Genomic DNA, 13143 nt, shown 5'->3' with positions numbered 1-13143 from the left:
AAATCGTAGGTTGCCCGACTGGGCGCCGCGTGCTAGTTTCGTACATGCCATGATTCTGGCACTCGAAAGCGCTATATTATTGACGCGCTGAGTATTCGATCACTCATTCACACAAGTAAACCGAGCATGGCCGCACGCACGACGGCAGCGGTTTTATTGCAGGTTTTTAGCTTGAGAATGGCATTTTTAATATGAAAGTCTATGGTGTTTTTAGACACGGTAAGAATGTCTGAAATCTCGCCTGCTGATTTTCCATCGGCGGTCCATTTGAGGACTTCCAGTTCACGAAACGTCAGGTTGGGGTCTTGTTCTTTTCGATGACGATGGGTGATGGCTCTCGACAGCGAAGAATGAGCAATGGACACCAGCCAGACAAGTTTGCTTTGAATATCCGCCAGTTCTGATGGGCTCAGTGGCTGTGCGCACCTGGATACGCTGAGCATACCGCCGGCGCCAACCAGATCGATGTGCGACTGCGACCAACCTACTTTAATGCCAAAAGCATTCGCCTCCTCCCACAGTTCAGGAGCGAGACGAAAACTTGATGCACTCCAGACCAGCGGATCCTGCGTGCGGCGCCCATGCAGGACAGCGGGATCACTCTTAACGTAGTGAGCGGCGTTGTATCGGGCTCTCCACGCATCAGGGTAATTGTCGAGAATAATGACCTTGGGCGCGGTCAGCGGCAGAGGCAGTTGCAGGCCATAAGCGCAGTAGTCAAAGCCGAGTTGCTGCGCAGTGGCGGTAATTTTCTTGAAGATGCTTTGTTCACATATGTCGAACTCAAAAATGTTCCACATATCGCTTTTCCATGTATTCATCAGACCTCCTTGTCTCTTTGCCTCAACGGCAAGTCACGTTTTCTGGGACTGTGCCTTGCTCCGCGTTACCTGATGAAGGTGCCGGGAGCGGCATTGTGACCGACCATGCACGCAGCCGATTAGCCCGTCCTTATTTTTTCAGCAGCGCCCTAATGACGCAGATCTGATCTAGCACTCATGCAGCTTTGAAATATTTAGAAACATCGCGGCGAAGATACTATCAACGGGCTGTGCGCACTAGTGAAACTATAGAGTCAAGCAAGTGACGCATCCGGCTTTGACCCACGTGTGTTTGTGGCAGACGGGTAAGCCTTCGTGCACGAGATTAGGCTTTTGAATCCATTCGATATTCTGTAGCCTTGCGCAGCTTCAGCTTTACCCGTGCTTGATGAACACACACTTCGTCCGGCGGCGCCCGAAGGGCTCCAGAGCCGGTGGTACACTCGACTTTCGCGCTACTGCGCCTGCAGGTCTTGCGAACATGACCCATATTTCCGAACGCCTACTGGTTCAAGCCCATCTCGACGCCAAGCAGCCCAAGGCCCTCAGCGCCAGTGAAGAGGCGAGCCTGCGTGCCGCCATCGCCGCCGAGCTCAAAGCGCAAGACGCGGTGCTGGTCGCCCACTTCTACTGCGACCCGGTGATTCAGGCGCTGGCCGAAGAGACCGGCGGTTGTGTTTCCGATTCCCTGGAAATGGCGCGCTTCGGCGCTGCCCACCCAGCCAAAACCGTGCTGGTGGCGGGGGTACGGTTCATGGGCGAAACCGCGAAAATCCTGACCCCGGAAAAACGTATCCTGATGCCGACCCTGGAAGCGACCTGCTCCCTGGACCTGGGTTGCCCGGTGGACGAATTTTCCGCGTTCTGTGACCAGCACCCCGAGCGCACGGTGGTGGTCTACGCCAATACCTCGGCGGCGGTCAAAGCCCGCGCCGATTGGGTGGTGACGTCCAGTTGCGCGCTGGAGATCGTCGAAAGCCTGATGGACAACGGCGAGACGATTATCTGGGGCCCGGACAAGCACCTGGGCACCTACATCCAGCGCCAGACCGGCGCCGACATGCTGCTGTGGGACGGTGCCTGCATCGTCCACGAAGAGTTCAAGTCCAAGCAGCTCGAGGACATGAAGGCGCTGTACCCGGACGCGGCGATCCTGGTGCACCCGGAATCGCCGACCTCGGTGATCGAGCTGGCGGACGCCGTCGGTTCCACCAGCCAGTTGATTGCGGCAGCGCAGCGCCTGCCGAACAAGACGTTCATTGTCGCCACCGACCGCGGCATCTTCTACAAGATGCAGCAGCTGTGCCCGGACAAGGTCTTCATCGAAGCGCCTACCGCCGGCAACGGCGCCGCGTGCCGCAGTTGCGCGCACTGCCCGTGGATGGCGATGAATACGCTGGAACGCACGTTGCAGTGCCTGCGCGAGGGCAGTAACGAGATATTCGTCGAGCCGTCGGTGATTCCGCAGGCGGTGCGGCCGCTCAAGCGCATGTTGGATTTCACCCAGGCTGCGCGGCTCAAACTGGCCGGCAACGCCTGATTCAAGGCTGCCTGGGTAAAAACTGTGGGAGGGGGCTTGCCCCCGATGGCCATAGGTATCTACACAACTCTGTAGCGCTCAACCCTAACCACGATGCGCAGCGAGTCGCTCTTGATCTTGATCTGCTTTTGATCTTGATCTCAGGCGCCCCGTTAAACCACGCTGGCCGAACGCAGGCTTGAATCCGTGGGTAACCCGGCAGGACGCCGGGTTAGCCGCACTGGGCCATGGATGGCCCATTGCGGCGGCCCACGGATTCAAGCCTGCGTTCGGGCACACCGAGCATTAGCGAGGTGCCGAGTGGTGGGGCAAGAGCGTTTTGCTTACTTTTGCGCTTTTCAAAAGTGAGCCGCCGTAAGGGCGGAACCCTAAGCAGCCGTGACCGCAGAAACGGATATGTACTCGTTCCAATCCAGCATCCCGGCCAGCCCAGAGGCCGCCATCGGGGGCAAGTCGAATCGTCGCACCGCCCCTCCCACATTTTGATCTTCACTTGGCTGGTGGTTACTTCTTTTGCTTCGGGATCCGTACCAGTTGCGTGTCCGAATAGATGTCATGCCAGCTGCGCTTTTGCTTGTCGAACAGCGACCAGATAAACCCCAGCCCCACACACAACCACGACGCAATCGACACCACAAAGCGCAACAGCGCCTGCCACAGGCTGATGCGCGTGCCGTCGGCGTTTTGCACGCGTACGCCCCACACCTGCATGCCCAGGGTCTGCCCGGAATGGGTCCAGAACTTGGCGAAAAAACCGAACAGCACAAACAGCAGGATCGTCGACAGCAATGGGTCACCGTCCAGTGCGCCGGACTCGGTGAGTGTGCGCATCTTCGCTTCACCCACGAAGGCGATCCACACCAGCTTGTAGATAAAGGCGGTGACGATCAGCAGGGCGGTGCACAACAGGAAATCATAGAACATCGCTGCCAGGCGGCGGCCCAGGCCAACGGCGGGGAACTCGCCTTGGGGGCGCAACAGGGGCTTGGGCATGGCAGGGCTCTCTGGTGAAAACGTGCAGTTTACGCAATGGCGCCCATAAAAAAGCCCCTGATGTCATATCAGGGGCTTTTTGTCGCAGGAAGGATCAGCCTTCTGCTTGTACTTCGTCAGCCTGCAGGCCTTTCTGGCCTTGCACTGACACGAAGGTGACCTTCTGGCCTTCCTTCAGGCTCTTGAAGCCGTTGCCCTGGATAGCGCGGAAATGCACGAACAGATCCGGACCGCTTTCTGGAGTGATAAAACCAAACCCTTTCTCGTCGTTGAACCACTTGACGGTACCGCTCTGACGATCAGCCATTTTCTTCTTTCCTTTGACGCTAAAAATTAATGACAGCCTCTTTCACACGAAAGAGTACTGGGCTGGGTTGCAGGAAAGTAAGAGACGTCGAACGGGTTGTAGCGTTACTACTTCAGCTACTGCCCAGGTCCAGGTTCCAAGCGACCCATGCAAACACAGTGGGCAAACTCTACGCCAACTAATATGGAAAAAACAAGCCCTGCCAGAAAGCCCGGTTTTGCTCGGGCTGATGACAGTTTGGTGAATAAATTCACGCCGGCTTATTCGATAGGCGTGCTCACTTGTTATAGGGCAATCCCTATAACAAAGACTATCGATTGTGCACTGTTATATGGCGGCTGCGTTACAGTTTAGTGCACGTAGCGCAGCCGCGTTACTTATGGAAACGATCTATCAGCCACGGAAGTAACGTTGCGGTACAAATGGCATTTTACTTACACGTAATGGCACCTTTTTCCCACGCACCAGCGCAGAAACCTCGGTATCCAGTGCGGTAAAGGCGCTGTCCAGGTAACCCATCGCCAACGGTCCGCCCAGAGAGGGACCAAAGCCACCGCTGCACACGCTGCCAATCACCGCGCCCTCTGCGTCGACGATTTCAGCGCCTTCACGTACCGGAGTGCGTTCCTGGGGCAGCAGGCCGACGCGTTTGCGGTTCACCCCGGTTTGCTGCTGGGTGAAGATCCGGTCTGCGCCAGGGAAGTCGCCGGCACGCGCGCCATCGGCACGGCGCGCTTTGGAAATCGCCCACAGCAGGCTGGCTTCGATTGGGGTGGTCTCGGTGTCCATGTCATGCCCGTACAGGCACAGGCCGGCCTCAAGGCGCAGGGAGTCGCGCGCACCCAGGCCGATCGCCTGCACTTCGGCTTCGGCCAGCAGGCTGCGGGCCAGGCTCTCGGCATTTTCAGCCGGTACGGAAATTTCGAAACCGTCTTCACCGGTATAGCCGGAGCGGCTGACGTAGCAGTCCACACCCAGCAGGCGCAGGGTGGCGAATTGCATGAACGTCATCTGGGTGACTTGCGGTGCCAGGCGCGCCAGCACCTTTACCGCCGCCGGGCCTTGCAGGGCCAGCAATGCGCGGGCTTCGAACAACGGTTCGATGCTGCACTGGTCGCCGATGTGCTGGCGCAGGTGCGCCAGGTCCTGGTCCTTGCAGGCGGCATTGACCACCAGGAACAGTTCGTCATTGCCCAGGTTGGCCACCATCAGGTCGTCGAGGATGCCGCCCTGCTCGTTGGTGAACATCGCGTAGCGCTGCATGCCTACCGGCAGGTCGATGATGTCGACCGGCACCAGGGTTTCCAGGGCTTTGGCGGCATTGGCGCCGGTCAGGCGGATCTGGCCCATGTGCGACACATCGAACAGGCCGGCCTGTTCACGGGTGTGCAGGTGCTCTTTCATGACGCCCAGCGGGTATTGCACCGGCATGTCGTAGCCGGCGAAGGGCACCATGCGCGCGCCCAGTTCGAGGTGCAGCGCGTGCAATGGGGTTTTCAACAGGGTTTCGGTGGACATGTTCAGCTCCTGAAACTTATTTTTCGAGGCCGACTCGGTCAAGTGTGGGAGGGAGCAAGCCCCTCCCACATTTTTTGACCCCTTTCAGTCAGGCGGATTACGCGTAGCTCTCGATCGACGGGCACGCACACACCAGGTTGCGATCGCCAAACACGTTGTCGACCCGGCCCACCGGCGGCCAGTACTTGCCTTCGATCAACGAGGCTACCGGGTACACCGCCTGTTCACGGCTGTACGGGTGCGTCCACTCGCCCACCAGTTCCGCTGCGGTATGCGGGGCGTTCTTGAGGGGGTTGTCGTCCTTGTCCAGGGTGCCGTTTTCCACGGCGCGAATCTCTTCGCGAATGGCGATCATGGCCTCGCAGAAGCGGTCCAGTTCTTCCCTGGATTCACTTTCGGTCGGCTCGATCATCAAGGTGCCGGCCACCGGGAACGACATGGTCGGCGCATGGAAGCCGAAGTCGATCAGGCGCTTGGCCACGTCGTCCACGCTGATGCCGCTGCTGTCCTTGAGCGGGCGCAGATCGAGGATGCATTCGTGCGCGACCAGGCCGTTGCTGCCGGTGTACAGCACCGGGTAGTGCTCTTCCAGGCGACGGGAAATGTAGTTGGCATTCAGGATCGCCAGCTGCGACGCGCGCTTGAGGCCCGCGCCGCCCATCATGCTGATGTACATCCAGGTGATCGGCAAAATGCTTGCGCTGCCGAACGGTGCGGCACACACCGCGCCTTCCTTGCGCTCCATGGCCGCATGGCCTGGCAGGAAGGGCGTGAGGTGCGACTTGACGCCAATCGGGCCAACGCCCGGGCCGCCACCGCCGTGGGGAATGCAGAAGGTTTTGTGCAGGTTCAGGTGGGAGACGTCGCCGCCGAACTTGCCCGGTGCGCACAGGCCCACCATGGCGTTCATGTTGGCGCCGTCGATGTACACCTGGCCGCCGTTGTCGTGGATGATCGCGCAGATGTCGCGAATGCCTTCCTCGAACACACCGTGGGTAGACGGGTAGGTGATCATCAGCGCAGCGAGGTGCTCGCGGTGCTCGATGGCCTTGGCGCGCAGGTCCTCGATGTCGACGTTGCCCCGTGCGTCGCAGGCGGTGACCACCACGCGCATGCCGGCCATGTTGGCGGTCGCCGGGTTGGTGCCGTGGGCCGACGATGGGATCAGGCAGATGTCGCGACGCGCTTCGCCACGGCTCTGGTGGTAGGCGCGGATCGCCAGGAGGCCGGCGTATTCACCCTGGGAACCGGCGTTCGGTTGCAGGGAAATGGCGTCGTAACCGGTGGCCGCGCAGAGCATGGCCTCCAGTTCGCTGGTCAGTTGTTGATAGCCGGCGCTTTGTGCGGCCGGGGCGAACGGGTGCAGGGCACCGAATTCGGCCCAGGTCACCGGGATCATTTCGCTGGCGGCGTTGAGTTTCATGGTGCACGAACCCAGTGGGATCATGGTGCGGTCCAGCGCCAGGTCCTTGTCGGCCAGTTTGCGCAGGTAGCGCATCAGCTCGGTTTCCGAATGGTAACGGTTGAACACCGGGTGGCTGAGGATCGGCGACTGGCGCAGCAGGGCGCTCGGCAGGGTGCTTTCGGTGGCGGCAAAGGCGGGCAGGGCCTTGCCGTCGGCGAAGATGGTCCACAGGGCTTCGATATCGGCCTGGGTGGTGGTCTCGTCGATCGACAGGCCAACGCGCTCGCCGTCCACTACGCGCAGGTTAATGCGCTGGGTGCGCGCCTTGTCGTGCAGGGCGGCAGTGTTTGCGCCGGTGTTGAGGGTGATCGTGTCGAAGAAGTGTTCCTGCTCGACCTTCAGGCCCAGGGCGGTCAGGCCCTTGGCCAGGATCGCGGTCAGTTGGTGAATACGCCGGGCGATCTGGGTCAGGCCTTCAGGGCCATGGTAAACGGCGTACATGCTGGCGATGTTGGCCAACAGCACTTGGGCGGTGCAGATGTTGCTGGTGGCTTTCTCGCGGCGGATATGTTGCTCGCGGGTCTGCATGGCCAGGCGCAGGGCCGGCTTGCCGAAACGGTCCACCGACACACCGACCAGACGGCCCGGCATGTCGCGCTTGAACGCATCCTTGGTGGAGAAGTACGCCGCATGCGGGCCGCCAAAGCCCAGTGGCACGCCGAAGCGCTGCGCGCTGCCGATGGCTACGTCGGCGCCGAACTCGCCCGGCGGGGTCAGCAGGGTCAGGGCCAGCAGGTCGGCGGCCACGGCGACCAGCGCATTGGCGGCGTGGAAGCGCTCGGTCAACTCGCGATAATCGAACACATCACCGTTGCTCGCCGGGTATTGCAGCAGGGCGCCGAAGAATGCGCTGACGTCGCTCAGTTCGCGCTCATCGCCCACCACCACATCGATGCCCAGTGGCTCGGCGCGGGTGCGCAGAACGTCGAGGGTTTGCGGGTGGCTGTGCACCGAGGCGAAGAACGCGTTGCTGCCTTTGTTCTTGCTCAGGCGCTTGCAGAAGGTCATGGCTTCGGCGGCGGCGGTGGCTTCGTCGAGCAAGGAGGCGTTGGCGATCGGCAGACCGGTGAGGTCGCTGATCAGGGTCTGGAAGTTCAGCAGCGCTTCCAGGCGGCCCTGGGAAATCTCCGGCTGGTACGGGGTGTAGGCGGTGTACCAGGCCGGGTTTTCCAGGAGGTTACGCAGGATCGGCGACGGCGTATGGCAGTTGTAGTAGCCCTGGCCGATATAGGTCTTGAACAGTTGGTTCTGGCCGGCGATGGTCTTGATCCTGGCCAGGGCCTGGGCTTCGCTCAGGCCGTCTTCCAGGCCGAGCACGCTGGTGCCCTTGATGCTTTCCGGGATCACGCTGGCGCTCAGGGCTTCGAGGGAGTCAAAACCCAGGCTGGCGAGCATGTGCTGCTCGTCTTCCTGGCGCGGGCCGATGTGGCGGGCGATGAATTCGTTGGCGGTGGTCAGATTAACGGTCATGGCGCGCTCCTCAGGCTTCAGCGTTGGCTTTGATCAGGCGGTCGTACGCATCCTGATCCAACAGCTTAGCCACTGCATCGGCGTCGGCTGGTTTAAAGCGGAAGAACCAACCTTCGCCCATCGGGTCTTCGTTGACCAGTTCGGGGCTGCCATCGAGTTTGTCATTCACTTCGAGGACTTCACCGTCCAGGGGCATGTACACACCGCTGGCGGCCTTGACCGATTCCACGGTGGACGCTTCGGCGCCCTTGTCGTAGGCCTGCAGCTCAGGCAGTTGCACGAAAACCACATCACCCAGCGCGTTCTGCGCAAAAGCGGTAATGCCCACGGTGACGCTGCCATCGGCTTCGGCGCGCAGCCATTCGTGATCTTCAGTGAAACGCAACTCGCTCATGGAAACTCCTCAGGGCCAGATTCGTCTGGTGGACGGGATTGGAATAATGGGGAGTTGCTTAGCAATATCGCGGCCAAGGTTATTAAAGTGTTACAAAACAATGGGTTATCAAAATGGGTGGTGATGCTGTGGGTTTTGGCTGTAGCGATTTCGCTACAGTTCGGCCTGAGAAAAAAAGGCTATGTGGATCAAAGCCTTGCATGGCGCGCGAAAAGCAAGGTTGTAGCGATATCGTTACGCTGTAGCGATTTCAGGACAGCGGACGTCGTTCTCAGACCAAAACCTGGAATGCCTTTCAAATGTGGGAGGGGCTTGCCCCCGATTGCGGTGGGTCAGCAATGGATGAGTTGACTGACACAATGCTATCGGGGGCAAGCCCCCTCCCACATGGGTTTGTATTCCACATTTAAATCTGCTGACTTTTGGAGCTAGGGCTTGTTGGGAATGCCGTACTTGCGCAAACGATGGGCAATCGCGGTATGGGAGGTTTGCAGACGGCTGGCCAGTTGGCGGGTCGAGGGGTAGCTGGTGTAGAGCTTTTCCAGCAGGTCGCGCTCGAAGTGTTCCACCGCTTGTTCCAGGCTGTCGATTTCGCCGTCGCTCTGGCGGGCGACGGACGTGCCGGCGATGTCGAGGTCGCCGATGTCCACCAGGCTGCTTTCACAGATGGCGGCGGCGCGGAAGATCACGTTTTGCAACTGGCGCACGTTGCCCGGCCAACGGTTGCCCAGCAGCGCCGGGTAAGTACCGGGCGCCAGGCGGCAGACGGGGCGCTGGATCTGCGCGCAGGCCTGCTGCATGAAGTAGCGCGCCAGCAGCAGGATGTCCTGGCCGCGTGCGCGCAACGGCGGTACTTCAACGTTGAGTACGTTGAGGCGGTAGAACAGGTCTTCGCGAAAGGTGCCTTCGCTGACCATCTTTTCCAGGTCGCGGTGGGTGGCGCTGAGGATGCGCACATTGACCTTCACTTCGCGGTCGCCGCCCACCCGGCGAAAGCTGCCGTCGTTGAGAAAGCGCAGCAACTTGGCCTGCAGGTACGGCGACATTTCGCCGATTTCATCGAGGAACACCGTGCCCTGGTTGGCCAACTCCATCAGCCCCGGCTTGCCGCCGCGCTGGGCGCCGGTAAAGGCCCCGGGGGCATACCCGAACAATTCACTCTCGGCGAGATTCTCCGGCAGTGCGGCACAGTTCAGTGCCAGGAACGGTGCACTGTGACGGGCGCTGATCGCATGGCAGGCACGCGCCACCAACTCTTTGCCGGTGCCGGTTTCGCCCTGGATCAACAGCGGGGCATCCAGCGCCGCCACGCGTTGCGCGCGCGCCTTCAAGGTGCGGATGACCGGGGATTCGCCCAACAGCGCGTCGAAACCTTCGGCATGGTCGTGGTGCAGCGCCGACAGTTGCTCGCCGATGCGGTTGGGCGGGTAGAGGGTGAGCAGGGCGCCGGCATCGGTGATCGGCGTGGCGTCCAGCAACAGGGTCTGGCCGTTGACGCTGATCTCGCGCAACGGCAGGCGAAAGCCATGTTCCAGCAAGGTGTCCAGCAGCCCTGGGTCGCTGAACAGCTCGGCGATGCTTTCCCCGGCCGGTTCGCGCCCGTAGAGGGCGATCAACGCCGGGTTGGCCAACAGGATCGTGCCCGCGCTGTCCAGGGCCAGCACCGGGTCGGTCATCGCCGCCAGCAGCGCGTCGAGTTGCAGGTGGCGGCGCTGGCCGGGAAGGATGTCGACCACCGTCACCGCCTGTACGCCCTGCACGCTGAACAACGCATCGCGCAGTTCCTCGAGCACCTCGGCGCTCAAGGTCGGTGCGTCGATATAGACGTTGGGCGGCACCATCTCCACCGCATCCAGGTTGAGGTTGCGCCCACCCAGCAGGGCCAGGACTTCCTGGGTGATGCCGACGCGGTCGATGAAGCTGACGTGGATACGCATGGGGCGATTGCAATTCTGGGGAGCAGAGGCGGCAAGTATGCCTTGGCGCGGGGCGCAGGTGAAATCTGACAACTGATGGAGATCAAATGTGGGAGGGGCGGTGCGACGATTCGACTTGCCCCCGATGCGGTGTGTCAGCTACAGACTTGTTGGCTGATTCACCGCTATCGGGGGCAAGCCCCCTCCCACATTTTGCACAGTGTTGTGTCAGTGCAGTGGGGTTACTCCAGGTGTTCGGGCTTGACCGGGTCGCCGGATTTCACATCCAGCTGATGGCGCACATCTTCGAACATCAAGTCGTACTGCTTGTGCATCGACCCGTTCAGCACGGCCATTTTCGGCATGCCGTATTTCTGCGCGATGTTCATCGCATGCCGGGCAAAGTCGAACGCCTGGTCCTTGGGCAGGAAGAACTCTTCCTTGAGGTCCTTGCCCTGCACCGAACCGTGCAGCTTGAACAACATGCCCTTGCCTTCCTTGGGGTCCTGGCTGACTTCATAGTCGATGCACAGGTTGTAGCTGTAGTCATGCTCGTTGAGTGCGTGACGTTCGACGTGCAAGTGTCCCGGTTCAAAGGTAGCCATAGGCAAATCTCCTCTACTTCACAGATAGGTGATGCCAGGTGTCGCCGTGCTGATGCGGGTGCCGGCGTGGCCCTGGACGATGGCTTCGATGTCCGAGAGTGAACCGATCACGGCGGTTTTGCCAGTCTGACGGGCGAACTCGCAGGCCGCTTGCACCTTGGGCCCCATGGAGCCGGCGGCGAAGCCGAGTTTTTCCATTTCGTCCGGGTGGGCGTGGCCGATGGCCTTCTGGGTGGGCTTGCCGTAGTCGATAAAGGCGGCGTTGACGTCGGTGGCGATCACCAGCAGGTCGGCGTCCAGTTGCGAAGCCAGCAAGGATGAACACAAGTCTTTATCAATCACGGCTTCAATACCGCGCAGCTTGCCGTCTTCGCCATACATCGTCGGAATGCCGCCGCCGCCGGCGCAGATCACGATGGCGTTTTTTTCCAGCAGCCACTTGATCGGGCGGATTTCAAAGATGCGTTTCGGGCGGGGGCTGGCCACCACACGGCGGTATTTGTCGCCATCCGGGGCAATCGCCCAGCCTTTTTCAGCGGCGAGTTTTTCGGCTTCGGCTTTGGTATACACCGGGCCGATGGGCTTGGTCGGGTTCTGGAAGGCCGGGTCCCTGGCGTCCACTTCAACCTGGGTAAGCAGGGTGGCGAAGGGCACTTCGAAGTCCAGCAGGTTGCCCAGTTCCTGTTCGATGATGTAGCCGATCATGCCTTCGGTTTCGGCGCCCAGCACGTCCAGCGGGTAGGGCGAGACGCTGGTGTAGGCCGCCGCCTGCAACGACAGCAGGCCGACTTGCGGGCCATTGCCGTGGGCGATCACCAGCTCGTTGCCGGCGTGGATCTTGGCGATCTGCTCGGTGGCGATGCGGATATTGGCGCGTTGGTTGCCCGCGGTCATGGGTTCACCACGGCGCAGGAGGGCGTTGCCGCCCAGGGCTACGACGATGCGCATAATGCAATCCTTCTAGAGCTCGCAATCCTGTGTAGGAGCGAGCTTGCTCGCGAAGGAGGTCAACGATAACGCGCCCATTCTGAATGAACGCGGTGCCCTTGAGTTTTTCGCGAGCAAGCTCGCTCCTACAGTGTGATCGCAGCAGGGTTTAGATATCCGCCAACGCCGACACCAGGATCGCCTTGATGGTGTGCATGCGGTTTTCCGCCTGCTCAAAGGCAATGTTGGCCGGCGATTCGAAGACTTCCTCGGTCACTTCCACGCCATTGGCCAAGTGCGGATAGCGTGCGGCGATGTCCTTGCCGACCTTGGTTTCGCTGTTGTGGAACGCCGGCAGGCAGTGCATGAACTTCACCCGTGGGTTGCCCGAGGCCTTCATCATCCTGGCGTTGACCTGGTACGGCAGCAGTTGCTCGATACGCTCGTCCCAGGCTTCCACCGGTTCGCCCATGGACACCCAGATATCGGTGTGGATGAAGTCCACACCCTTGACCGCTTCGGCCGGGTCTTCGGTGATGGTGATGCGTGCGCCGCTTTCTTCAGCGAAGGCCTGGCACTGCTTGATGAAGTCGTCGTGTGGCCACAGCGCTTTTGGCGCGCCGATGCGCACGTCCATGCCGAGCTTGGCGCCGATCATCAGCAACGAGTTGCCCATGTTGTAGCGCGCATCCCCGAGGTAGGCGTAGCTGATGTCATGCAGCGGCTTGTCGCTGTGCTCGCGCATGGTCAGGGTGTCGGCGATCATTTGCGTGGGGTGGAATTCGGCAGTGAGACCGTTGAACACCGGCACGCCGGCGAACTTGGCCAGCTCTTCGACGATTTCCTGCGCAAAGCCACGGTACTCGATGGCGTCGAACATGCGGCCCAGTACACGGGCCGTATCTTTCATGCTTTCCTTGTGGCCGATCTGCGACGACACCGGGTCGATGTAGGTGACGTGGGCGCCCTGGTCATGAGCCGCCACTTCGAACGCGCAACGGGTGCGGGTCGAGGTTTTTTCAAAGATCAGCGCGATGTTCTTGCCTTTGAGGTGTGCACGCTCGGTGCCGGTGTACTTGGCGCGCTTGAGGTCGCGGGACAGGTCCAGCAGGTAGTTCAACTCGCGGGTGGTGTGGTGCATCAGCGACAGCAGGCTGCGGTTGCGCATATTGAAAGCCATGATGGAA

At 60.6% G+C, this 13143-nt stretch carries 11 protein-coding genes; 1 reads left to right on the top strand and 10 read right to left on the bottom strand.

Annotated elements, in window-relative coordinates; translation table 11 throughout:
• Positions 1 to 107: 107 nt before the first annotated feature.
• Positions 108 to 821 (bottom strand): autoinducer binding domain-containing protein, encoded by a 714-nt coding sequence (locus BFP96_RS19690; protein WP_065936853.1) that lies wholly within the window; start codon positions 819 to 821, stop codon positions 108 to 110.
• Between the two features lie 481 nt (positions 822 to 1302).
• On the opposite strand from BFP96_RS19690, the gene nadA reads away from it, so the two are divergent.
• On the top strand, positions 1303 to 2361 hold the full coding sequence (gene nadA, locus BFP96_RS19685; RefSeq protein WP_065895069.1) for a quinolinate synthase NadA: 1059 nt from the start codon (positions 1303 to 1305) through the stop codon (positions 2359 to 2361).
• Between the two features lie 504 nt (positions 2362 to 2865).
• Here nadA and BFP96_RS19680 read toward each other — a convergent pair.
• The 9 genes from BFP96_RS19680 to BFP96_RS19640 all read right to left on the bottom strand — a co-directional run bounded on the left by BFP96_RS19680 (position 2866) and on the right by BFP96_RS19640 (position 13136).
• Positions 2866 to 3354, bottom strand: a complete 489-nt coding sequence (locus BFP96_RS19680; protein WP_065887617.1) for an RDD family protein — start codon at positions 3352 to 3354, stop codon at positions 2866 to 2868.
• A 94-nt stretch (positions 3355 to 3448) separates the two neighbouring features.
• Positions 3449 to 3661, bottom strand: coding sequence for a cold-shock protein (locus tag BFP96_RS19675; protein WP_065887618.1), 213 nt, complete (start codon positions 3659 to 3661; stop codon positions 3449 to 3451).
• A 393-nt stretch (positions 3662 to 4054) separates the two neighbouring features.
• Complete coding sequence (gcvT, locus tag BFP96_RS19670) at positions 4055 to 5179, bottom strand: glycine cleavage system aminomethyltransferase GcvT (RefSeq protein WP_065936852.1); 1125 nt, start codon at positions 5177 to 5179, stop codon at positions 4055 to 4057.
• A gap of 97 nt (positions 5180 to 5276) precedes the next feature.
• Positions 5277 to 8114 (bottom strand): aminomethyl-transferring glycine dehydrogenase, encoded by a 2838-nt coding sequence (gene gcvP / locus BFP96_RS19665; RefSeq protein WP_065936851.1) that lies wholly within the window; start codon positions 8112 to 8114, stop codon positions 5277 to 5279.
• A 10-nt stretch (positions 8115 to 8124) separates the two neighbouring features.
• Complete coding sequence (gene gcvH, locus BFP96_RS19660) at positions 8125 to 8508, bottom strand: glycine cleavage system protein GcvH (protein WP_005790845.1); 384 nt, start codon at positions 8506 to 8508, stop codon at positions 8125 to 8127.
• 428 nt (positions 8509 to 8936) lie between these two features.
• Complete coding sequence (locus tag BFP96_RS19655; RefSeq protein WP_065887621.1) at positions 8937 to 10445, bottom strand: sigma-54-dependent transcriptional regulator; 1509 nt, start codon at positions 10443 to 10445, stop codon at positions 8937 to 8939.
• 221 nt (positions 10446 to 10666) lie between these two features.
• Entirely contained in the window at positions 10667 to 11029 is a 363-nt protein-coding gene (locus BFP96_RS19650) for a DUF5064 family protein (RefSeq protein WP_065895065.1), read from the bottom strand.
• An 18-nt stretch (positions 11030 to 11047) separates the two neighbouring features.
• Positions 11048 to 11977 (bottom strand): carbamate kinase, encoded by a 930-nt coding sequence (arcC, locus tag BFP96_RS19645; protein ID WP_065936850.1) that lies wholly within the window; start codon positions 11975 to 11977, stop codon positions 11048 to 11050.
• 148 nt (positions 11978 to 12125) lie between these two features.
• Positions 12126 to 13136 (bottom strand): ornithine carbamoyltransferase, encoded by a 1011-nt coding sequence (locus tag BFP96_RS19640; protein ID WP_057723821.1) that lies wholly within the window; start codon positions 13134 to 13136, stop codon positions 12126 to 12128.
• Positions 13137 to 13143 lie beyond the last annotated feature (7 nt).

It is taken from the genome of Pseudomonas sp. 34 E 7, assembly GCF_900005715.1.
Taxonomy (GTDB): Bacteria; Pseudomonadota; Gammaproteobacteria; order Pseudomonadales; family Pseudomonadaceae; genus Aquipseudomonas; species Aquipseudomonas orientalis_A.
This window is presented reverse-complemented; position numbering and strand designations above follow the sequence as displayed.